At 30.6% G+C, this 24,299-nt stretch carries 20 protein-coding genes; 6 read left to right on the top strand and 14 right to left on the bottom strand.

The window, feature by feature from the left end; genetic code table 11:
* Nucleotides 1-10: 10 nt before the first annotated feature.
* The gene (locus BN2665_RS13195) at nt 11-4,300 is read right to left on the bottom strand and encodes a 2-hydroxyacyl-CoA dehydratase (RefSeq protein ID WP_055667574.1); all 4,290 of its coding nucleotides are present in this window, start codon (nt 4,298-4,300) and stop codon (nt 11-13) included.
* A gap of 418 nt (nt 4,301-4,718) precedes the next feature.
* On the opposite strand from BN2665_RS13195, the gene BN2665_RS13190 reads away from it, so the two are divergent.
* Entirely contained in the window at nt 4,719-5,075 is a 357-nt protein-coding gene (locus tag BN2665_RS13190) for a tetratricopeptide repeat protein (protein ID WP_055667573.1), read from the top strand.
* Between the two features lie 13 nt (nt 5,076-5,088).
* Here BN2665_RS13190 and BN2665_RS13185 read toward each other — a convergent pair whose 3' ends face one another.
* Genes BN2665_RS13185 through BN2665_RS13175 form a run of 3 tightly spaced genes read right to left on the bottom strand, consistent with a single transcriptional unit; the run spans nt 5,089 to nt 8,172 of the window.
* On the bottom strand, nt 5,089-6,249 hold the full coding sequence (locus tag BN2665_RS13185; RefSeq protein WP_055667572.1) for a transglutaminase-like domain-containing protein: 1,161 nt from the start codon (nt 6,247-6,249) through the stop codon (nt 5,089-5,091).
* Between the two features lie 9 nt (nt 6,250-6,258).
* Nucleotides 6,259-6,912, bottom strand: a complete 654-nt coding sequence (gene recX / locus BN2665_RS13180) for a recombination regulator RecX (protein WP_055667571.1) — start codon at nt 6,910-6,912, stop codon at nt 6,259-6,261.
* A gap of 15 nt (nt 6,913-6,927) precedes the next feature.
* On the bottom strand, nt 6,928-8,172 hold the full coding sequence (locus BN2665_RS13175; RefSeq protein WP_055667570.1) for a M16 family metallopeptidase: 1,245 nt from the start codon (nt 8,170-8,172) through the stop codon (nt 6,928-6,930).
* A gap of 228 nt (nt 8,173-8,400) precedes the next feature.
* Here BN2665_RS13175 and BN2665_RS13170 point away from each other — a divergent pair, with 228 nt between their 5' ends.
* The 3 genes from BN2665_RS13170 to BN2665_RS13160 all read left to right on the top strand — a co-directional run bounded on the left by BN2665_RS13170 (nt 8,401) and on the right by BN2665_RS13160 (nt 12,041).
* On the top strand, nt 8,401-9,774 hold the full coding sequence (locus BN2665_RS13170) for an aminotransferase-like domain-containing protein (RefSeq protein WP_055667569.1): 1,374 nt from the start codon (nt 8,401-8,403) through the stop codon (nt 9,772-9,774).
* Between the two features lie 90 nt (nt 9,775-9,864).
* Nucleotides 9,865-10,542, top strand: coding sequence for a response regulator transcription factor (locus BN2665_RS13165; protein ID WP_055667568.1), 678 nt, complete (start codon nt 9,865-9,867; stop codon nt 10,540-10,542).
* Nucleotides 10,542-12,041 (top strand): sensor histidine kinase, encoded by a 1,500-nt coding sequence (locus tag BN2665_RS13160; protein WP_055667567.1) that lies wholly within the window; start codon nt 10,542-10,544, stop codon nt 12,039-12,041. Before BN2665_RS13165 ends, BN2665_RS13160 begins: the two co-directional genes overlap by 1 nt.
* Here BN2665_RS13160 and pap read toward each other — a convergent pair.
* Nucleotides 12,030-13,541: a polyphosphate:AMP phosphotransferase gene (pap, locus tag BN2665_RS13155; RefSeq protein WP_055667566.1), complete on the bottom strand. Its 1,512-nt coding sequence runs from the start codon at nt 13,539-13,541 to the stop codon at nt 12,030-12,032. The genes BN2665_RS13160 and pap overlap by 12 nt on opposite strands.
* A 221-nt stretch (nt 13,542-13,762) precedes the next feature.
* Between pap and BN2665_RS13150 the strand changes: the two genes are divergently transcribed.
* Nucleotides 13,763-14,308, top strand: a complete 546-nt coding sequence (locus BN2665_RS13150) for an NADH peroxidase (RefSeq protein WP_055667565.1) — start codon at nt 13,763-13,765, stop codon at nt 14,306-14,308.
* Nucleotides 14,309-14,344: 36 nt separating this feature from the next.
* On the opposite strand, the gene BN2665_RS13145 is transcribed toward BN2665_RS13150, so the two are convergent.
* Genes BN2665_RS13145 through BN2665_RS13135 form a run of 3 tightly spaced genes read right to left on the bottom strand, consistent with a single transcriptional unit; the run spans nt 14,345 to nt 16,488 of the window.
* Nucleotides 14,345-14,821, bottom strand: coding sequence for a ferritin family protein (locus BN2665_RS13145; protein ID WP_055667564.1), 477 nt, complete (start codon nt 14,819-14,821; stop codon nt 14,345-14,347).
* A 57-nt stretch (nt 14,822-14,878) separates the two neighbouring features.
* Nucleotides 14,879-15,619 (bottom strand): elongation factor P 5-aminopentanone reductase, encoded by a 741-nt coding sequence (gene ymfI / locus BN2665_RS13140; protein ID WP_055667563.1) that lies wholly within the window; start codon nt 15,617-15,619, stop codon nt 14,879-14,881.
* Nucleotides 15,616-16,488 (bottom strand): DMT family transporter, encoded by an 873-nt coding sequence (locus BN2665_RS13135; protein WP_242865949.1) that lies wholly within the window; start codon nt 16,486-16,488, stop codon nt 15,616-15,618. The genes ymfI and BN2665_RS13135 overlap by 4 nt, the downstream gene beginning before the upstream one ends.
* Nucleotides 16,489-16,851: 363 nt before the next feature.
* Between BN2665_RS13135 and mscL the strand changes: the two genes are divergently transcribed.
* Entirely contained in the window at nt 16,852-17,256 is a 405-nt protein-coding gene (mscL, locus tag BN2665_RS13130; RefSeq protein WP_055667562.1) for a large-conductance mechanosensitive channel protein MscL, read from the top strand.
* A 201-nt stretch (nt 17,257-17,457) separates the two neighbouring features.
* Here mscL and BN2665_RS13125 read toward each other — a convergent pair whose 3' ends face one another.
* From BN2665_RS13125 to BN2665_RS13100, 6 genes are all read right to left on the bottom strand, one after another.
* Nucleotides 17,458-18,564: an IS4 family transposase gene (locus BN2665_RS13125; RefSeq protein WP_055667561.1), complete on the bottom strand. Its 1,107-nt coding sequence runs from the start codon at nt 18,562-18,564 to the stop codon at nt 17,458-17,460.
* 166 nt (nt 18,565-18,730) lie between these two features.
* Nucleotides 18,731-19,357: a cyclase family protein gene (locus tag BN2665_RS13120; protein ID WP_055667560.1), complete on the bottom strand. Its 627-nt coding sequence runs from the start codon at nt 19,355-19,357 to the stop codon at nt 18,731-18,733.
* Between the two features lie 152 nt (nt 19,358-19,509).
* Nucleotides 19,510-20,436 (bottom strand): ABC transporter permease, encoded by a 927-nt coding sequence (locus BN2665_RS13115; protein WP_055667559.1) that lies wholly within the window; start codon nt 20,434-20,436, stop codon nt 19,510-19,512.
* On the bottom strand, nt 20,436-21,503 hold the full coding sequence (locus tag BN2665_RS13110; RefSeq protein ID WP_055667558.1) for an ABC transporter permease: 1,068 nt from the start codon (nt 21,501-21,503) through the stop codon (nt 20,436-20,438). The genes BN2665_RS13115 and BN2665_RS13110 overlap by 1 nt, the downstream gene beginning before the upstream one ends.
* Entirely contained in the window at nt 21,496-23,034 is a 1,539-nt protein-coding gene (locus tag BN2665_RS13105; protein WP_055667557.1) for an ABC transporter ATP-binding protein, read from the bottom strand. The genes BN2665_RS13110 and BN2665_RS13105 overlap by 8 nt, the downstream gene beginning before the upstream one ends.
* A gap of 120 nt (nt 23,035-23,154) precedes the next feature.
* Nucleotides 23,155-24,264 (bottom strand): BMP family ABC transporter substrate-binding protein, encoded by a 1,110-nt coding sequence (locus BN2665_RS13100; RefSeq protein ID WP_055667556.1) that lies wholly within the window; start codon nt 24,262-24,264, stop codon nt 23,155-23,157.
* Nucleotides 24,265-24,299: the final 35 nt, after the last annotated feature.

Here is a 24,299-nt window from a genome sequence, read left to right as displayed (position 1 = left end):
TTGAAATGTATCATGCTTTATTATCTAAGGCTTCTAAGGCAATATCTTCTTCGATGTCCTTAGGAAGTATATTTTCTTTCTCTAAATTCTTAAAGGCTACAGCCATCATAAGCTTTATTCTGTTTAGCTGATTAACCTCACTGGCTCCTGGATCATAATCTACTGCAGTAATATTAGATTCAGGATATTTTTCTTTTAGAGCTTTTATCATTCCTTTACCTGTAACATGATTTGGCAAACAAGCAAAAGGCTGCATACAGATAATATTATTTACGCCACTTTCTATCAGCTCAATCATCTCCGCAGTTAAGAACCAACCCTCTCCAGTTTGATTACCCAGAGATACAATTTCTGAAGCTTTTTTTGCTAGTTCTTGTATAGTTTTTGGTGCTTCAAATCTTTTGCTCTTTTCTAAAGCTTCTTTCATAGTTTTTCTATAAAACTCTATACCTTTAATAGCTAATAATCCCCCAATTTGTCCCTTCTTACTCCCAGATAAATATTTGTATTTAAAATCTGAGTCATAAGCTGAATATAAGAAGAAATCAATTAAATCAGGCATCACTGCCTCTGCACCTTCATCTTCTATTATATCTACCACATTATTGTTTGCAGTAGGATGGAATTTTACTAATATTTCCCCTACAAGTCCCACTTTAGGCTTTTTAACTTGGTTAATTTCTAAAGTATCAAAATCTTTTACTAATTCTTTTATGTTAGTTTTAAATTCCTTTAGACTTCCATTAATAACATTAGACTTTGCCTTTCTAACCCAATGCTCGTACAATTTATTGGCAGATCCTTTTATTTTTTCGTAGGGTCTGACCTTATATAGCACTCTCATTAGTATATCTCCATAGACAAGACCCATTAACCCTTTATTTATTAAAGAGGCTGTTATCTTAAAGCCTGAGTTTTGCTCAAGACCTCCTGCATTTAAAGATATAACGGGAATATTTCCATAGCCTGCATCTTTGAGAGCTTTCCTTAAAAAGCCTATATAATTAGTAGCTCTACAGCCTCCTCCGGTTTGAGAAATTATAACGGAGATATTGTTTGCATCATAATTCCCTGACTTTAATGCTTCTATTATCTGTCCTACTACAATAATAGAAGGATAGCAGGCATCATTATTAACATATCTTAACCCTTCCTCCACTGCCTTTTTATCTATGGATGGAAGTACCACTAAATTATATCCTGAAGCTTTAAAAGCCTCTTGAACAAATTGAAAATGAATAGGGGACATTTCTGGTGCTAAAATTGTATGTGTTTCTCTCATTTCTTTAGTAAATTCTATTCTAGGATAATCTAAAACTTCTGGCTTAGAAATATAATTATTTCTATCTCTTTCTTCAAGGGCCGCCTTTAGGGATCTTATTCTTATCTTTACTGCGCCCAAGTTATTTCCTTCATCAATTTTTAATACTGTATATATTTTTCCTGAATTGGATAGTATCTCTTGCACTTGATCCGTGGTAACTGCATCCAAACCACAACCAAAGGAATTTAGCTGTATCAACTCCAGATTATTTTGAGTAGCTACAAAGTTTGCAGCCGCATACAGCCTGCTGTGATACATCCACTGGTCAACCACCCTTAGAGGTCTATCTATTTTAGCTAAATGAGCTATACTATCCTCTGTTAGCACTGCCATACCAAAGCTAGTAATCACATTAGGAATTCCATGATTGATCTCTGGATCTATATGGTAGGGTCTACCACTTAAAACAATTCCTTTATTCCCGGTTCTTATTAGATAATCTAGTACTTCCTGTCCTTTTATTTCTATATCCTTTTTAAATAATTCTCTTTCTTCAAAGGCATTGTCCACTGCTTTTACTATTTCTTTATAAGAAACATTGAATTGTTTAAATTCATCAAACAAGCGTTTTGTTAACTTGCTTTTATTATTTAATGAAATAAAAGGATTCATAAACTTTATATTCTTTTCTTTTAAAACATCCATATTATTTTTTATAACCTCCGGGTAAGAAGTTACAATAGGACAATTATAATGGTTATCAGCATCTTCAAACTCTTTATTTTCGTAAGGAATGCACGGATAGAATATAAGATCTACATTTTTATTAACTAAGCTCATAATATGACCATGAACAATTTTAGCTGGATAACAAGCAGATTCAGAGGGTATTGTTTCCATACCCAATTCATATATCTTTTTATTAGATCTAGGTGACAATTCCACTCTAAATCCTAATTCTCTAAAAAACGTTACCCAAAAAGGAAAGTTTTCATATAAATTTAATACTCTTGGTATACCTACTCTGCCTCTTTTAGCCTCTTCAGCACTTAAAGGTTTATAATCAAATGTCCTTTTGTATTTATAATCGTAGAGATTGGGAATATCAGAGTTAGAGATTTCCTTTCCAGCTCCTCTTTCACATCTGTTACCAGAAATGAAGCTATTTCCATCAGAGAACTTATTTATAGTAAGCAAACAATTATTTCCGCAAAGCCCACACCTTTTCATAGAAGTATCTACAGTAAAATTATCTAATTCATCATAATTGACCAATGTGGATTTATATTGTCCATCAAATCTTTCTTTGGCTATTAAAGCTGCTCCAAAAGCTCCCATTAGACCAGCTATCTCAGGTCTAACAGCCTCTCTACCAGAAACTAACTCGAAGCTTCTTAATACTGCGTCATTATAAAAAGTACCACCTTGAACTATTATTTTCCTTCCCATTTCTTTAGGATCGCGAATTTTTATTACCTTAAATAATGCATTTTTTATTACAGAATAAGATAGCCCCGCTGAAATATCCCCTACAGTAGCACCCTCCTTTTGAGCTTGTTTAACTCTGGAGTTCATGAAAACAGTACACCTTGATCCTAAATCTACAGGATTATGAGCTAAAAGTGCCTCTTCAGCAAATTGTTGTACGCTTAAATTTAATGATTTTGCAAAGGTCTCAATAAATGAACCACAGCCTGAGGAGCAAGCTTCATTTAATAAAATACTATCAATGACACCATTTTTTATTCTGAGGCATTTCATATCTTGTCCGCCAATATCTAATATAAAGTCAACCCCAGGCAAAAAATACTCTGCAGCTTTGTAGTGAGCTATGGTTTCTATTTCTCCTACATCTACAGATAAAGCTGCTTTAATCAAAGCCTCGCCATAACCTGTTACCGTTGAATTTACTATGACGGCCTTAGAAGGCAACTTACTGTACAAATCTTTCAGTACATTTACTATCAAATTTAGCGGATTGCCTTGATTGCCTCCATAGTAAGTATATAATAGCTCTTCTTTTTCACCTATTAGCACTATCTTCGTTGTAGTAGAGCCTGCATCTATACCTAAGTAACACTTACCGCTGTAATGTCCTAGATCTTGTTTTACCAATTTATTATTATAATGCCTATTTTTAAAATCCTTAAGCTCCTCTTTATCTACAAACAAAGGACGTAATCTTTCTATTTCTTTATCTTCTATGTCTTTAATATTATTTAGCTTATTAATTAAACTCTCAAAATACATGCTATAGCTCTTTTTTGAAGCTAAAGCTGCCCCCATAGCTACAAATAGCTGTGAATTTTTCGGAAATATTACCTGTTCTTCTCTTAAATTCAAAGTTTCTTTAAATCTATTTCTTAATTCAGATAAAAAATATAAGGGACCGCCTAAAAAGGCGATATTTCCTCTAATTGGTTTTCCGCAAGCAAGTCCACTTACTGTTTGAGTAACTACTGCTTGTAAAATAGATACTGCAATATCTTCTTTACTTGCCCCTTCATTTAATAAAGGCTGAACATCGGTTTTAGCAAAAACTCCGCACCTAGCAGCTATAGGATAAATAGTTTTATAGTTTTTAGCTAATTCATTGAGTCCTAAAGCATCTGTCTGGAGTAGTGAGGCCATTTGATCTATAAAAGCACCAGTTCCACCTGCACAAGTACCATTCATTCTCTGCTCTATACCTTTTGAAAAATAAGTTATCTTTGCATCTTCGCCGCCAAGTTCAATGGCTACATCTGTTTCAGGTATAAATCTCTCAACAGTATTTGTAGAAGCAATTACCTCCTGAACAAATGGAATACTAAGCCATTTTGAAATAGCCATTCCCCCTGATCCAGTCACATTTATTGTTATATCATTATTCTTATACTCCTCATAGGCTTCTTGTAGCAATTTCACTATAGCTTTTTTTATATCGGAAAAGTGCCTCTCATATTTACCATAAATTAATCTATCGTTTTTATCCATAAGTACTATTTTAACTGTAGTAGAACCTACATCTAATCCAACGTGAATTACTTCTCTCATTAAATATCATCTCTTTCTTTACAAATAATACTATATATAAAAATAATATAACACTCATATTAATATAAAAATAATTAATGTAAAATGAGTGTTAAAAATCACATCTTAAAGTCATAAGCAATATATGTGTATGGTGCAAATAAAAGGGTTATTAACAAATTTTAGCATCACTTATTTCAAACGTCAATGGTATATTCTTTAATATAATCTAATTAATTCTATATTTTTTAATCTCAATAATTCAACTTTCACAATGATGGCTTTTAGGTTAACTTACTTCATTTCTATGAAATAATACGTATTTTTATAGCAATAAAGCAGAATTACTTTAACTTTTATATATTATGAATATTTTTCTTATTATTGGCTAAAAATCTAAATAATATAGAAAATATTTTACATTCTCTAGGAGGTAAAAATGAGTTACTTTCAAAAAGCTAACGAACACTATAATCTTCAAGATTATAAAAAAGCTATTTCTCTATACCAAAAGGCTATTGAAAATAAAGAAAATGAGGCTTGCTCTTATTATAATTCTGCAGTATGTTGCATAAAGCTTAAAGAATTTTCAAAGGCTTTAGATTTACTAAAGTCTGCTATACTGTTAAAACAAGACAGCAAATATTTTTTTAATTTAGCTTATTGCTATTCCATGTTAGGTGATAATAAGAAAGCTCTTATTTATTTTAATACAGCTTGGGCATTAAATCACAATGATAACGACTGTGAGAAAGCCATTAATTTAATCATAAAGAATATCAAGAAAACACCCTAAATTAAGGGTGTTTTTACCATTCCCCGATGATCTTATCACCTTTATGGTCTAAATCGAATCTTCTACTATTAAAATAGTTCCCCCCCTTATAAAAAGTTGCATCCACATTAATCCACTTATCTTCTTCAGAAATATAAACCTGATTCCAAGCATGGCTCACCCAGCTTACTCCATTAAATCCTTCTCCTGTAACCATTCTAACCTTTAATCCTGTTGCTCTAGCCATGGCTACATAAAGGCAGGCATAATCAAAGCATATGCCTTTTTTCGTGTCAAAAGTAGGAATAGCCCCAGAAGGAACACTAAAATTATTGTTTAAAACCAAGTTTGCCTTATTATAATCATAGTCAATATTAGAACCAATCCAATTATATAAAGCTCTGGCTTTAGACTTATCATTTTTATAATTAAGAACTATATCCTTTGCAAAATTATCTATAGTCGTATTGGACTTTATACCTTCCTCTAGTGTAATTCCATTATAATAGATTACCTGTCTTATTTTGCTATTCTTGTAATCTAAATTATTTTCTAAGGCATTTTGTTTAACTTCAATTTTAAAAGAATTATTAATTATATAGGGTAACTGCCTTGCCAAAGGAGAATTAGTTAATGGAATTACAATTTGCTTACAAACATAACTATAAAGCTTGGATTGTTCAAGATAGCCATTTAATATTGAATTTAAATTGATTATGGACATAAAATTAAAAGCAAAGGCTAAGATTAAAACATAGCAAAAGGCTCTTGGTATCTCAAAAATAAAACCTAACATTCTTTTACTAAAATTATTTTTATTTCTGAAATGTCTTTCCACATTATCAAATATAGGATAAAATGTTATTTTATTCAACAACTCTATTACAAATAGAATTATTATGTATAGTATATACATAATTAATGGTAAAATTAAAATATATATAATTGCAACATGCTTATCCAAATATTCTAGTAGTGCTTTGGGTAAAACAAAGGATATATCCCAGTTATGTTCAATAAAAATATTCTTATTTATATATATAGCTAAAAACATAGAAGCTACAAAAGAAATACTTTTTTCTATATCTCTAAGATCATTTTTTAAAGTGTCAGAATTAAATTTTGACATAAACCCTCGCACTAAAGGAATAATAAGAACTAAAATAAAAAGAAAAGATATAGGATTAAACCTCATTTTTTTCACCTACTCATCAATGTCATCATAGACTTTTGAACTCATTATTTCATCTATAATGCTCTTAGCATATTCAAAGCTATATCCTTTAGAAATTAAATAACTATATAGTTTTCTATTAATCTTATTTCTGTCCTTTTCTGTTTTCACAATACTAATATATTTTTTTAATGCTAAGTTTTTACCTATTTCAATTTCATCTTCTTTATCTAATTTTCTTAAGTACTCATTTATAATTTCTTCATCTATGCCTTTAGTTATCAAAGAGTATTTTATCTTATTTTTTCCCCACCTTTTTATATTTTGATTAATATAGAGTTCTGTGTACTTTTCATCATCAATAAATTTATATTCACATAAAAAATTTATTGCTTTAAGAATAGACTCTTCACTAAAGCCCTTTTGAATTAGTTTTAATTTAATTTGCTTTGTGGTCTTACTGGTTTTATCTATAATTTTAAGAGCATAGTTTTTACACTTTATGAAGTCATCTTCTATTATTGCCTTATTTACTATGTTTAAATCAACATTAGATCCAACCTTTAAATTTAGCTTAAAAACTAACTCTTTATGGCAAGAAAAATAATATTCTTCATTTATATATATATTTACTCTATCTAAATTTTTTTTCTGAATTTCAATTTTGGTAATTTTAAAGTCCATATTATCCTTCTTTCATTAATTTTCTGATTTAAGTATGTGAATAGTTGGATTGTTTAAAACCCTGTTAGCTACTTCATAAATATCTTCACTATCAATACCTTGAAGTTCTTTCATATCATTAATAAATTCATAAATATCTTCATTTTCCATACATTGATGTAAAACATAATTACATAAGTCTGTTGAATCTTCCAAGGTAGAAACCACTGCAGTCTTATGAACTTTTTTCATAAGTTCCACAGTTTCCTTATTAAAAACTATGGTTTTATTTTTGATATTCACTATGCACTCTTCAATGGCCTCTATAGCTTCCTCTATAGTTTCTTCTGCTACGGCAGTGTATATAGTGAGAGTTTTAATATTATTTGTCATATCCATATGTGTATATATATCATAAGCTAATCCCCTATTTTCCCTTACCTCTCTAAACAGTACAGAATTGGCACTTTCCCCCAACTTATGATTTAATATTTTTAAAGGCAACTCTTTATTTTTGTCTAAATCATGAAAGGTATATAAATATGTTATGGTGCTTTGCTCAATATCTTTTTTATAGGATATTGCTTTTGTGGATTTGTTATTTTCTTTTATTATATCTTTTATTTTAACTTCACAGTATTGCCAATTATTAAAGTAGGTTTTAATTAAATCTAATGCTTCTTCATGATCATAAGATGATACTAATACAATCACCGCATTATTAGGAACATAATTTTTTTTATAATAATCTATTAAGATTTTTCTTGAAAATTTTTTTACATTCTCTTCATTACCAATAATATCATACCTAAGAGGGCTCTTATGAAAAGCAACTTCATTAAGTCTTTTGAAACTAAAATCTTCTAAATCATCTTTACTGGTTCTGATTTCAGCTAAAATAACCCCTCTTTCTTTTTCTAATTCTTCCTTAGGCAAGGTAGAATTTATAAGCATATCACTTAAGATGTCTACGGATTTTTCCATCTCCTCTTCCAAAGCAGTTATGCTGTAGACTGTACAGCTATAATCTGTATAAGCGTTATATTCCCCTCCAAGGCACTCTAGCTCATTATTTAATTCTTCATTATTTCTAGATAAGGTACCTTTAAAAAGCATATGCTCAATAAAATGAGATATACCCTTCTCTTCTATATCTTCATATAATGGACCTGCCTTAATGCCAATTTGTAATGAAGCAATTTGTGTATCTCGCTTTATAGTAAGTACCCTAAGGCCATTATCCAAAGTTGTATCCATCGAGTCAAAATACCATTTTTTCATTAACATTCTCCTTAAAAATAAATATTATAACTTTATATTATAATCTTTTTGCAATGTTCTTAATACTAAATTATATCAAAATTAGTTAAGAAAAAAAAGAGATTTACTCCCCATCTGTTACCGTACAGTTTATTAAATGCTTTAATGTGTTTTGAATCAAAATTATAGTATAATACTATTAGTATTAATATTATACGATTCTGTATTTATACAATAGAGGGGGACTATATGAATACAAAATATGAAATTATAATTAATTATATTCGCGGTGAAATAGAGAATGGCAATTTTAAAGCTAAACTGCCATCCATAAGAGCGCTATCTATAAAATTTAATTGTAGTAATTCTACTGTTATACGAGCTTATTCAGAATTAGAGAAAGAAAATTTAATTTATGCTTTACCTAAAAGTGGATATTTTGTAGTTGATAAACCCTTATCAGATTTTTGGATTAGTGATAGTACCTTAATAAACTTTTCCTCTGGTGAACCAGAAGAAAGACTTTTACCTTATGAAGAGTTTTCAAAAAGTATGCAATGTTCCATTGACAGGTATAAACAAAGTTTATTTTCCTATAGCTCTCCTGCTGGCTTCTTACCCTTAAGAGAGACCTTGAAGGACAAATTTAAAAACAATTTCCAAAAGAACCTCCCTTTAGAAAATATATATATTTCATCTGGAGCTCAACAAGCCATTACTTTGCTTTCAATGATGCCCTTTCCAAATAACAAAAATAAAATTTTAGTGGAGCAACCTTCCTATAACATATTTCTAGGTTGGATAAAAATTAGAAATTACGATGTTATAGGTATAGAAAGAGGTATCAATGGTATTGATTTAGACGAGCTAGAAAATTTATTTAAGAATGAAGATATTAAATTCTTTTATACTATGCCTAGGTTGCAGAATCCATTAGGGCTTAATTATTCTGAAGAGCAAAAGTCCCAAATTGCTAAACTAGCAGATAAATATAATGTATATATCATTGAAGATGACTATTTAAGCGATTTGAACGAGGATCATATAAAGCCTTTATTTAATTATGACATAAGTAATAAGGTTATTTATATAAAAAGCTTTTCAAAAATATTAATGCCTGGAATAAGAATTGCTGCAATGGTATTACCTAGTGAAATAGTCTCTAGTTATGATAAATATAAAGTATATCATGAATTAATGCCTGTTTTACCAACGCAAGGAGCTCTTAACGATTTTATATTAAATAATAGCTATAGCAATTATTTAAATAGAATAAAAAAGTACTATAAAAAGAGAATGTCAGTGTTAAATTCTCAATTAGAAATCTTAAAAGAATATGATATACAGTATACCTTTCCGTCCAATGGATTATTTGGATTCATAAAATTTAATAATAATATGAAAATAGATGTTTTAATTAATTCTTTAAATTCTAAGGAAGTCCAAGTAAGGAATGGCATGTTCTTCTATATAGATAGCATAAGCAAGTGCCCTTGTATTAGATTAAGCATTACTAAAGTTAACGAAGAAAAAATATTAAAAGGATCTAATATTCTAATCAATGAGATTCAGAAAATGCTTAAAAATCAATATCCTCTTAAAAATACTATACTAGAAATATAAAAGATTGGTGTTCCAATCTTTTATTATTTTTATTCATAATCCTAATTATGTTATAATAAAAAAATAACATCTGCTTGAGGAGGTTATACCTTGAATAAAAAGATATTAATTGTTGAAGATGAAATTAGAATGAGAATTCTTATAAGGGACTATTTTATTAAAGAAGGCTTTATTATTTATGAGGCTTCTGATGGAGAAGAAGGTCTTAGAATTTTTGAAGAAACCGCCTTAGATATCCTCATACTAGATATAATGCTTCCTCGCATGGATGGATTTTCCCTGTGTAGAAAAATAAGAGAGCTATCTTCACTGCCTATAGTGCTTCTTACTGCAAAATCCGAGGAGGAAGATAAACTTTTAGGCTACGAGCTGGGAGCAGATGATTATATTACAAAACCTTTTAGTCCAAAAGTTTTAGTTGCTAAAGTAAAGGCATTATTAAAGAGAACTGAAGGCTCTAAATATAGCTCTGAACATATTATTGATATTGATGGACTGTACATTAACAGATTATCTCACGAGGTTAAAGTTAATAATGACATGATATATTTATCCCCTAAGGAATATGAATTACTATTATATTTAATTGAAAATAAAGGAATAGTTTTAAACCGGGAAAAAATATTAGATACTGTTTGGGGATATGATTTTGACGGAGACTTAAGGGCCGTAGATACTAATGTAAAAAGACTTAGAGAAAAACTAAAAGATAAATCTGAACTCATCGCAACAGTAAGGGGAATTGGCTATAGATTTGAGGTGAAATAATGAAAAAAACTATAGTAAAAAAATTATTTATAATTACATCAATATTTTTATTATCTTTAATTGTAGGAACTATGTTATTTCAGTCTCTATTCTTTCAAAATTTTTATTTAAATAGAAAAATGAAAAATTTAGAGAAGGATGTAGTATCCTTTAGACTAGCTTATTCCTTTGATATATCTAACAACTATGCCCTTTTTAACAGTATGCAGTTATTTGAACAAAAAAATAACGCTAAAATAGCTATTTATTCCGATAAGGGAGAAGTTAAGTTTCTAGCCAATCCTGATAAACAAATAGATCCTAAGATTTTAAAAACTTTAAATTCTATTTATTTACAAATCATGCAGGATTCAAATTATGCTGAAAATATTTTTAAGTCCAATGAAATTCTAACTACAGTGATAAATGATAAAGAGTTTACAACAAAAAATATAGTATGTGTAGCTCCTATTTCCATAAATTCAAAATATGATAATTTAATAATTGCTATATCCCCTTTTCAAACCATAGAAGAGGCTTCATCAGTTATAAGAGAATTCTATGTATACATATTCATTGCAGCTTTCTTTATAATTTTTATATTATCCTTTATTTACTCTAATATGCTATCAAAACCTTTAATAAAGTTAAATACCACCGCAAAAAAAATGTCTAACATGGATTTCTCTGAAAAATGCAGTGTAACCAGCGAAGATGAAATAGGAAATTTAGCTCAAACCTTAAACTTTCTTTCAGACAATCTTCATTCCGCCTTAACAGAATTAAAGATATCTAATGAAAAACTAAAAGATGATATTGAAAAAGAAAGAAAGCTTGAAAAGATGAGAAAAGAGTTTATTGCTGGAGTATCGCATGAATTGAAAACTCCTATAAGCATCATTGAAGGTTATGCAGAAGGACTTAAAGATAATATTGTAGAGGGAGAAGCTAAAGACTTTTATATAGATGTTATTATTGATGAAACTAAAAAAATGACCTCTCTGGTTTATGATATGCTAGATTTATCTCAAATGGAATCAGGAAATTACAAGCTAAACAAAGAAGTTTTAGACATTATGGAACTAATTAAATTAATAGTAAAAAAACATATAAATTTCGTAAAAGATAAAGAAATAGATATTCACATCGCTTTGCAAGAAAAATTTCTGGTGGTTGGTGATAAATTAAGATTAGAGCAGGTTATAACAAATTATTTAACCAACGCCATAAGATACACTCCTCAAAAAGGATTTATTAAAATTTACTCAATAGTAAAAAATGATAATATTTATATTTACTTCCAAAATTCTGGTAGTTTTATTCCTGAGAAGGATTTAAATAATATATGGGATAAATTTTATAAAATCGACAAGTCTAGAAACAGGGATATGGGCGGTACAGGACTAGGTCTAGCCATAGTAAAAAATATATTAACTTTGCATAATAGTGATTTTGGTGTAAGAAATGTAGAAGATGGAGTAGAATTTTATTTTAGCTTAAAAAAGTGTTCAGAGGTGTAAGCCACTGAACACTTTTAAAGCTTTTTCAATATTGCAAATAACAGTTTCCAAGGTCTTTATTCTAGCATAATACTTATTCTTAGATTCTACTATAGTCCAAGGGGCATACTCTGTGTTGGTCTTATAAAACATCTCGCTTAAGGCTCTTTCATACTGATCCCATTTTTCTCTATTTCTCCAATCCTCTTCAGTTATTTTCCACTGTTTTTCCTCAGTATTTTGTCTTTCTATAAATCTTTCTAGTTGAGTTTCTTTATCTATATGGATCCAGAATTTTATTATAACCACCCCAAAGTTGGATAATTGCTTTTCCATAGAATTTATTTCTTCATAAGCTCTTTTCCATTCATCTTCTGTACAGAAACCTTCAATTCTCTCTACTAATACTCTTCCATACCAGCTCCTATCAAAGATGGCTACATGCCCTGCTTTAGGCATTCTTTTCCAAAAACGCCAAAGGTAGTGATGATCCTTTTCTTCATTACTTGGAGCGCTAATAGGTATTACTTCATATCCCCTAGGATCCATAAGTCTCACAATGCGTTTTATATTACCACCTTTTCCGGCTGCATCCCAGCCTTCATATACAATAACTACCGGAATACGCCTTCTATATATTTCATGCTCAATGTCCCTCATTCGCCCTTGTAATCCTTTAAGTTTTCCCTTATATTCCTCTTTAGATAGGGCTTTATTTAAATCAATATTTTTCAGAACTTTATCATAGTCATCAGCATCTTTTGAATTTTCATCCTTAGGTAATACTTTTTTATTAACGCCATTAGATTTAACTCTATTTATCTCAGCTTCTAAAGCTTGAATTAGTTTGCTGAATATATTACATAGTGCACATTTTTTATGTTCTGAGGGTATAATATGCCAAGGAGCATAACTTTTATCCGTATGTTTTATCATATCTTCTACAGCTTCTACATATTTTTCATATTGAAGATTGTGTTTCCAATCTGCTTCAGTAACCCTCCAAGCCGTTGATGGATTATTCTCTAATTCTTTAAATCTTTTCCTTTGTTCCTTTTTACTAATATGTAAAAAGAATTTAATTATTATATTCCCATCATCACTTAATACCTTCTCGAAATTATTTATGTCTTCAAAATAGTTTTTCAGAACGGCTCCCTCTATATTTTCATCAACTCTATCTACCATAACTTTTTTATACCAGCTTTTATCGAAGATAGATATTCTACCTTTTTCAGGAGTTCTGCTCCAAAACCTCCATAAAAAAGGTCTGAACAATTCCTCTTCCGTGAGCCTATTAGTAGTATAAACATTAAAGCCTCTAGGATCCAAAGGTAATATTAACTCATTAATAAAGGTTCCTTTTCCCGAAGCTCCCCACCCCTCAAATACAATAATAACTGGTATATTTAACTTAATAAGTTCTCTCTGTAAACTGACTAACTTCTTACTATATAATCCCATATGTTCCTTATAAATTTCTTTATCTATATCATTACTTAAGCCTATATTCCTTAGCATATTATAACCTCCTTTCTCATATATTACTTTAAATTATATTTTTAGATTATACTACAAAGATATTATAAAAAAAAGTGTGTATAATTCTTAAATATTAATTTGTTTATATTTATGTAAAAAAGTACTTGAATTTTTAAAATAACTATTATATAATAATAATTGTCAAATGATCCATGGTAATTATGGAAAAATAATTTAATTTAATAGAGGAGGATTTAATTATGAAAAAATTTGTCTGTACAATTTGTGGATATGTATACGAAGGAGAGGCTGCACCAGCAAAATGCCCTCAATGTAATGCTCCTGCTGAGAAATTCATAGAAAAAGTTGAAGGTGAAATGGCTTGGGCAGATGAACATAGAATCGGAGTTGCTAAAGATGTTGATCCAGAAGTTATAGAAGGCTTAAAAGCTAATTTTATGGGAGAATGTACTGAAGTTGGAATGTATTTAGCTATGAGCAGACAAGCTGATAGAGAAGGATTCCCAGAAGTTGCTGAAGCATATAAGAGAATAGCTTTTGAAGAAGCAGAACACGCTGCTAAGTTTGCAGAGCTTTTAGGTGAAGTAGTAGCTGCTGATACTAAAACAAATCTTAAAATGAGAGTTGAAGCTGAACACGGTGCTTGCCAAGGTAAGAAAGATTTAGCTACTTTAGCTAAAAAATTAAATCTTGACGCTATACATGACACTGTTCATGAAATGTGTAAGGATGAAGCAAGACACGGAGCTGCTTTCAAAGGATTATTAGATAGATATTTTAAATAATAAAATAAAAAATAAAGCTTTTGTTTATCAAAAGCTTTATTTTTTATATGCTATAATTTTTTCTATATCCCTTACATGCTTTTCTTCTTCTTTGATTATATAATTTAATCCTAAATAAGCATTACTTAAAGAATCCTTCTCTTCTTTTACAAGATTCCCCTGAATACTTAATAAAAGTGCTAAACTATCTTTTTCAAAATTCAAAGCAAAATCTAAAATTTCATGGATATTATTATCGCTTATCTCTCTTGGAGTATTCTTAAAGGCTATTATCATTTTAGATATTTTGTCATAAGAATCTATTCTAATTTCTATATTCTCCTTTTTTAAGTATTCTTCTTTAAGCTTATTATAATATTCAAAATGTTTATTTTCCTCCTTACTTAATGCCTTTGCTAATATTTTAAAGCTTGATAAAGTTCCTGCTTCACATTCAGCAATTCTCTTATAAAAATCCCTTGCCATAGCTTCTATGTCCATGAATCCCTCTATAATATCTATTAAAGTATACATATTTTCCTCCTTAAAAAATTAAATATTCTTAAGTAATTAGAACTCTTTCAAAGCTAATTAGGTCCAACCTCCGTCAACTTTAATTATCTGTCCTGTAATATAGTTTGAGCAATCACTGCATAAGAAGGCAACTAAATTCCCTACTTCTTCTGCTTCCCCCACTCTATTTAATGGAATTTCCTCTTTTATTGTCTCTTTTTCTATATCTGAAATCCATTTATTCATTTCAGTATTAATAATACCTGGTGCTACCCCATTAACCCTGATATTAGATGGTCCTAGCTCCTTAGCTAAAGCCTTTGTAAAAGCATCAATAGCTCCCTTAGTAGCAGAGTAAATAACTTCGCAAGAGGCACCTTCTTCTCCCCAAACAGAGGATATATTAATTATAGACCCCGATTTTTGATTAATAAAATAAGGTACTACTGCATGAGTTGTATTAACATATCCTTTTAAATTAACATCTATCAAAGTATCTATTTCATCTTCATTCATATCCATAAACAATCCTACATGAGAAACCCCAGCATTATTTACTAATATGTCAATTTTACCAAAGGTAGTAATAGATTTAAGTATTAATTCTTTAGCATCCTTATATTTTGACATATCACCTTTTACTATAATTCCATATCCGCCAAGAGCTTTTACATCTTCTAAAGTCTCCTTTGCAGCACTTTCATTATTGTTAAAATTAATAACCACATTTGCCCCAGCTTTAGCTAACTCTATAACTATACTCCTACCAATTCCTCTTGAAGCTCCTGTAACAATAGCAACTTTTCCCTTTAAATTCAATTGTTCTTCTCCCTTCTAAACACGCTTCTTTTATTATATATATAAGCTATAATACTCGACCCTATAATCATTACATATCCTACAATACTTAATATATCAGGTATTTCACTCCATATCAATTGACCTATAATTGCAGAAAAAATGATATTTACATAGTCGTATATAGCTATCTCACTAGCAGGTGCATATTTATATCCAATAGTCAAGGCAAATTGACCAATAGAAGCAAAAATCCCTGCTGCTACAAGTATCATTATCTGTTTTAAGGTTAAGGGCTTATATACCATTAGCATAAATGGAAGAGTACTCACTATAGAAAAGAAGGAAAAGTAAAATACTATAGTGTAATATTTTTCTCTACTCCCAAGAAATCTTACTATTGTGTACGCCCCGCCTGCAAAAATAGCTGAAGCTAAGCCTATTAACGCTGGCAGTACAGAAATACTAAAACTAGGTTTTATTATAAGTAAGCCACCTATAAAGGCTGTAAACAGACCAACTATTTGAACTGATCTAATTTTTTCCTTAAGAAATATTACAGCAAATATGGTTACGAAAAAAGGACTTAATTTATTTAGCATGGCTGAATCCGATAAAACCATATGATCTATAGCATAAAAATAACATATAACTCCCAAAGTGCCTAAAAAAGCTCTCCAAAATAGATACTTTTGATTTTCTCTCTTACCAAAAAAACTGTTTTTATGATAAATTATCATAAAGAATGCAACTATGCAACTTACTAAATTTCTAAAGAAACTCTTCTCTATAGAAGGTATATTTCCTGACAGCTTTACAAAAGCTCCCATTACGGCAAAGCTTAAAGAAGAAATAAGTATAAACATAATCCCCTTTGACTTATTATCCACTACCCTACATCCTTTCTATTATAAAATTAGTGTTATTACCTGAATTAATTAATTTACAAATATACATTCTATGCTATAATCAATAATGAAAGCTATTAAATATTTATTATCCATACCATATTTATATTGATATAGTAAGTCTATACATTATTCCATTAATATTATATATGTTTAATAAGTAATTCGCTATATTTATGCAAGATAAAATTATTAAACATGCTAATTCAATGTGACGAATCATATAGGTATATTTAGTTCAGGCTCCCTTTGTAAGAGATAATTTGCAAAATCATAAATTGTCTTTATGATAATATTATTGATATGCTTTGCAAAAATTTAAAATCATAATTAAGAGGTGATGAAATGCTTAAAGAATTTAAAGAATTTGCTATGAAAGGAAATGTTCTTGACCTAGCCATTGGTGTTATAATTGGAGGTGCTTTTGGAAAAATAGTAACCTCTTTGGTTAATGACGTTATCATGCCCCTATTAGGCCTTGTTATTGGCGGCATTAATTTTACTTATTTATCTTTTACTCTAAAAGCCGCTGAGGGTGATAAAAAAGCCGTAATATTAAACTGTGGGCAATTTATTCAAAATATCATTGACTTTTTAATAATCTCTTTTTCAATTTTTATGGTGGTAAAGCTCTTAAATAAATTTAAAAGAAAACAAGAAGTAATAGAGGAAAAGAAAGAAGCTGCACCTTCAAAAGAAGAATTATTGCTTACTGAAATCAGAGACCTTTTAAAAGAAGCAAGTAAATAAGGTACATAATAAAAAGACCGTGAAGGTTTAAATGTTGCATTAAGACAATTTTTGAAAACATGATAGCAGCTTATTAGCAAAGGATGGAAAGTTATTTTTCCATCCTTTGTTTTTTAGTTATGATATGTGGTTTATATTGAAAAATCAACCAAGATATACGCATATAGATTCCCCCTCCCCAAAGAAGAATTTTTTTAAGCGTTAACCTGTACGGAAATATCCTACTGTATATTCATCAAAATCTTCGAGTAAGTTTGATCTTATAATACGCGTTAAGGTAAGCATCGAGTACTTAAGAGCAATAGTATCACAGCATAAATATATAAGCATATAAGAAATGAGTGCTGAAAATACTTGTATTTTTATAGCATTTTCATTGTAGCCAATGAGTTTTTTTATTTTAAGGTTTTGCTTAATCCATTTGAAGAATAATTCTATTTCCCATCTATGCTTATAGATCTTTATTATGTCTGAAGCTGGTAAATCAAAAATATTAGTTATAAAGGTCACTGCCTCTCCTTCTTCATTAAAAGTCATGATTTCTCTATAACTTTTAGTAGTAAGATTCTTAGAATAGCTTGTACCCATAATAACTTCAGTATCATATATATCTTTAGAAAGATCTGATGATATCATTCGTTCCTCCATGACTATGGAATGCTTAGTAGCTCTTGTAACAAATTTTATTTCTTTCTTACTAAGCTCATCGTACCATTTATAGTCGTAATAACCTCTATCAAAAACATAGATGCAGCTGTTATGCTCAAAGAGGCCATCAATACATTTTCTATCATTTACCTTACCTTTAACTATGTTAATTTTCTCTGGAAATTCACCATTGAATAAAGTGCTTATCTTTATACCCGCTCTACTATTGTCCATTTGGAAATGTGGAGCAAGCTTTAGAGCAACTAAGATTACTGATGAATCAATAATTTTGATAGGAGGAATGTCCTTCATAAGCCTAACGGCTCCGCGTCTTCTTTTAGCCTTATCTACCAAATGATAAAATATATCTTCAAAAATTCTATAATCTCTCGCAGAATTTTTCCTGGAAAACTGGGAGACACTTGGTACATTAATAAGATTTTTAAGCTTTTTATTTGAAGAAATCTCACTTTCAGCTTCTCTAAGACTTTTGCAACCACGTATATTTAAATAAATCATTGAGTTTATATGAGAGCGTGTATCAAAATGCTGGCTTCTATAATCACCATTGTATTTTTTTATAGTATGCTTAACAAAACTTCCACCGATTTCCGCTATTAATTTATGAAAAACTAGTTTATTATTTTTATTAGATAACATAATAAACCTCCTTGTGAATGGTTGCTTGTCACTTCCATTTAACCACAAGGAGGTTTTCTCTTTCATTATTAAATTTCTACCAATTAAAATGTGTCAATATAAAATTATTTCTTTAATGCAACAGTAGAACCGTGAAGGTCTTTTTATTATCCATTTTTCTATCTTATTATAGCTGTGCAATGGCTCTCACTGGAGCGCCATCAGAATTTTTATATTTTAAAGGCAAGCATATAAAATCAAAAATGTTCTTATTAATTCTATTCAGATTAGCTAAGTTCTCTATAGGAAGCATATTTTGATTAAATAGAATTTTATGGATGTTAAAGTCTTTAGAATCATATCTATCCACAGATATTGTATCCATCCCCACCGCTCTTAACTTAAAATTACTTAAATATTTAGCGGCATCCTTAGTTAAAGCAGGATAATTCATAAGATACTTAGGAGTACCCCAAAACTTACTCCATCCAGTATTTATTAATAAAAAATTTACTTCATTTAAATAGACTTCTATAGTTTTTAAATGCTCAATATCAATAACTTCACTACTTACATTTAAAATAGTAGCCTTGCCTAAAAAATACTCCAGGTTAAAATTTTCTAAACTTAATGCATCCTTAATCATATGAGAAGGAGCATCTACATGGGTAGCAGTATGAGACACCATATGGATGCTGCTAACTTTAAAACCTTCCTTTTCCACATTGGTAAGCTCACTTATATAGGGAATTTCTATCTTATCATATACAGATACATTTTCATCAATTAAATGTGTTAAATCAATTATATCCATAGTTACCCATCCTTTTTCAATACTATATTTCCAAAAACTTCAATGATTATCTTTATAATATTAAAATTTTAGAAATTATTCAAGATTAATCATAAAAAATAACTACTCAGGTATATTAGTTTCTGAATAGTTATTTCTAATACATTATAAAATTATCGCTCTTCTCTAAAATAGGCTAAGCCTAAAGCTTTTGGTGCTGCGTTCTTTTTAGACTTCCTAATAGAAGTTACCACTAATACAATTATGGTAACTAAATATGGAAGCATATCCAAGAAATATTTTGAAATAAAAGGATTCTGTATTCTAAAGCCTAATATATCTAATCCTCCAAAAAGATAAGCCCCCACTATAGCCTTATATGGATTCCATGCTGCAAATATCACTAGAGCCACGGCAATCCATCCCTTACCTGCCGTAATATTTTCTTGCCAAGCTGGTACATAAACGATGGATAAATAAGCTCCTCCTAATCCACATAAAGCTCCTCCTAATAATATATGCACATATTTATATAAGGTAACATTTATGCTGCTGGCATCTGCTGAGGCAGGATTTTCCCCTACAGCTCTTAGATTTAAGCCTTTGTTTGTATTAAAAATATATACTCCTAAAAGTATAGCTAATATATAGGAAAAGTATATAAATAAGTCATGCTGAAATAATATTCTTCCCAAGAATGGGATATCTCCAAGCAAAGGTATTTTAACTGGAGAGAAGAAGGTTTTAATACTCTCAGGAACAATTTGTCCCACTACCTTTTGCCCCATAAGGCTTGATACTCCGCCTCCAAAAATAGTTAAGGTAAGTCCTGTTACTACTTGATTAGCCTTAAGTGTCACAGTTAAAAAAGCATATATGAGAGCTCCAAAAGCACCGGCTATCATAGCAGCAAGTAAAGCTACTAATGGATTAGAAGTATTATAGGCCGCTATAAATCCAGTAACGGCTCCGAGGAGCATCATACCCTCAACTCCTAAATTTAGATTTCCCGCCTTCTCAGTAACTATTTCCCCTAATGTAGCTAACAGTAAAGGAGTACCAGCTACTACTGTTGCAGATAAAAATGCTACTATATCCATTACGCCACCTCTTCCTCAAGTTTTTTTGAAAATATTAATTTATACTTTAAAAATAATTCGCTGCCTAGCACAGAAAATAAAATTAAAGCTTGTATCACAAGGGCAGCAGAATTAGGTATTCCAAAAGCAGTCTGAATAAAATTACCGCCTTCTAATAAGGCTGCAAATAAAATAGAAACTACCAATATTACAGGAGCACTTAGATTAGCAAGCCAAGCTACTATAATTGCTGTATATCCAATGCCTCCTGTAACCTCTACAGAAAGAGTCTGACTTACGGCGGAAGCTTGAATAAATCCTGTTAATCCACACAAAGCTCCACTTATGAATATAGCAAGAAGTGAAACTTTTCTTATATTAATTCCTGCGTATCTTGCAGTATTTTCGCTTTCACCGATAACGCTTATTTCATAGCCTAATTTAGTATGATTCATAAAAATATATAATAAAACTATTACTATTAAAGCCAAAATCCATCCTATGTGAATTTTAAAAACTTCAGGTAATATTGCATTGTCAGAAAAGTTGGGTATCTTGGGAAAATTCATAGCTTTTTTATCTCTCCAAGGGCCATACTGAAGATAAGTAATAAATTTTAGGGCTATATAATTAAGCATTAAAGTTATTATGGTTTCATTAGTATTAAACGTAAGCTTTAGTATGGCTGATATCAATGCCCAAAGCCCTGCAAAAGCAACAGCAGCTAGTAGCATCATAAGCAATAAAATAGGCTTAGGTGTATTTGAAAATTTTAAAGCTATTAAAGCTGCTCCAAAAGCTCCCATGAAAATTTGTCCTTCTGCTCCTATATTCCAAAACTGCATTTTAAAAGCTACAGCTATGCCCGCTGCAGTAATAGCTAAAGGTATTGACTTTACAATAGTCTCTCTAATTCTATATGGAGAACCAAAGGCTCCTTTTCCTAAGGAAAAAATTACTTCAAGGGGGTTGTAACCCATAGCACCTAAAAATATGCCTGAGGCCACTAAAGCTATTAAAATAGAGAGGATTCTAATGGTTATATTTTCTCTTTTGCCTATTTCTGATCTTTTTATTAGCTTAACCAACTTTTATCGCCTCCATCGCTTCAATTTTATTAGCCCCAGTCATCATAAGACCTATTTTGTCCCTACTAGCTTCATTCACATTTAGCATTCCGCTAACTTCCCCAGAACAGAGTACCATTATCCTATCACATAATTCCATTAATACATCTAGATCTTCACCTACAAAAAGTATTGCTGTACCCTTTTTCTTTTCCTCATTTATCAAATCATAAATGGTATAACAGGTATTTATATCTAGTCCTCTTACCGGATAAGCCATAACCAAGAGCTTAGGCTTTGAATTTAATTCTCTTCCTAAAAGTATCTTTTGAATGTTCCCCCCAGATAAATAACGTATGGGATAATTTACTCCTGGGGTTTTTATGCTAAGCTTCTTTATAAGTTCCTTAGCTTCATTAACTACTGGTTTTCTACTAATAAAAATCCCCTTTTGGTCATTATATTTTTTAAGCAGCAAATTATCTACCATATCCATAGAAGCCACTAATCCCATGCCCAACCTATCTTCAGGTATAAAGCTCATACTTATACCTCTTTTTATAAATTCTCTTGGATTTTTTCCTTCTAAATGCTCTCCATTAAAAATAATTTCACCCTTCTTTATTTTTGCAATACCAGCTATAGCTTCACATAACTCCTTTTGTCCACAGCCTGCAATACCAGCAATACCTAATACTTCTCCTTCTTTTATATCAAAGGATATATCTTTTATTGCTTCAGCTTTTCCCTCGTTAAGCACAGTTAAATTATTAACTTCTAATATCTTATTATTCTTAGTGCTAATTATCCTTTTTATATGCAAATCCACAGAATGACCTACCATAAGCTCCGTTAACTCTTGAGGGCTTGTATCATCTTTAAGCAAAGTAGTAATAGTCTCTCCCTTTCTAAGCACAGTTATTCTATCACTTATTTCCATAACCTCATCCATTTTATGAGAGATAAATATTACCGCAGCACCTTGTTCCTTCATTTTCCTTATGATTTTAAATAATTTTTTAGTTTCTTGTGGAGTAAACACCGCTGTAGGCTCATCCAATATCAATACCTTAGCCCCTCTAAAAAGTACCTTTAGTATTTCTAAGTTTTGCTTTTCTCCTACAGACATATCTGAAACATATTTATCTAACTCTATATCCAAACCATATTTTTCGCAAATCTCTATAATAGATTTATCTAAATCCTTTTTTCTCTTAAGCGTAGACTTTGCATAACCCACCAATATATTTTCACGAGCAGTCATTGCTTCAATTAATTTAAAGTGTTGATATATAGTGCCTATTCCTCTTTTTACTGCATCTTTAGGAGAGGTAAATTTAACTTCTTTTTCCTCTATTGATATATCACCACTATCTGGAACATATATACCTGATAATATGTTTATTAAAGTGCTTTTGCCTGCTCCATTCTCCCCTAAAAGTGCATGGACCTCTCCAGAATAAATATCTAAATTTACATTATTACTAGCTAATACCTTACCAAACTTTTTGCTTATTGATTTTAGTGATATATAAGGACTTTTACTATTCATATGCTCCTCCAACCCTAGAAAAATTTTTATAAAATATTAGAAAATAGAACTGAAGATATGCTCTTCAGTTCCCTTAAGTCAGCTGAAATAAAATTATTATATATTGTTTAAAGTACAAGTTTACTTTTCTGGAATTGTTCCTTCAACACCTTCAACGAACCAATTCATATTCCACATTTCATCATCAGTCATTACCTTACCAGCTTCAACTTTTATATTGCCCTTTTGATCCTTAAGCGGACCTTGGAATATTTTGCTTTTTCCACTTTTAATCTCTTCTTTAGCTTTTTCTATAGCATCCTTAGCTTCTGAAGGAGCTACTGCTGTTAATGGAGCAAGGTCTACAATATTTGCATCCATTCCACCCCAATATTTTTCTGATTTCCACGTTCCATCCATAATTGCTTTAACTTGGCTTACATAGTAAGGTCCCCAGTTCCAAACTGCTGAAGTCATGTTCGCTTTTGGAGCTGTTTTACTCATATCTGTGTTATATCCTATAGAAAAAACTCCTCTTGATTCAGCTGCTTGTTGTGGTCCTGCAGTATCTTGATGTTGTGCAATTACATCCGCGCCGCTATCTATTAGAGCTAACGCCGCATCTTTTTCTTTGGCAGGATCATACCAAGTGTTTGTCCAGTTTACTTTCACTTTAGCTTGCGGATTTACTGATCTTACCCCAAGAGTAAAGGCATTAGCTGCTCTTATTACTTCTGGAATAGGGAATGCCCCAACGAATCCTATTACATTGCTTTTAGTTTTTAAGCCAGCTACTATACCGGATAAGTATCTCATTTGATACATTCTTCCGAAGTATTGTCCCATATTTGGTGCTAATTCATAGCCAGAACAGTGTAAAAATTTAACCTCAGGATGTTTTTTTGCTTCTGCTAACATTCCTTCCTGAAAACCAAAGCTCGTTCCAACAATCACATTAGCCCCTTGATCTATCATTTGTTGTACAACCTTTTGTACTTCCGCTTTATCCTCTTTTACGGATTCTTTGAACATAGTCTCTACTTTTAATTCTTTTTCTAGGTACTGCCTTCCTTGGTCATGAGAATATGTAAATCCACCATCACCTACTGGTCCTACATAAATAAATCCTACCTTAGTTTTACTATCTTTTTTCTCATTGTTCTTTGATGCTGTAGATGCACTAGTACAGCCTGTTAATATTAAGGCTGAAGTTAAAACTGTAGAAATTAAAGCTTTAATAACTTTGTTCATAATAATCCTCCTAACATTTAGTAAAATATAATAAA

Source organism: Desnuesiella massiliensis, from assembly GCF_001403615.1.
Classification (GTDB): domain Bacteria; phylum Bacillota; class Clostridia; order Clostridiales; family Clostridiaceae; genus Desnuesiella; species Desnuesiella massiliensis.
This window is presented reverse-complemented; position numbering and strand designations above follow the sequence as displayed.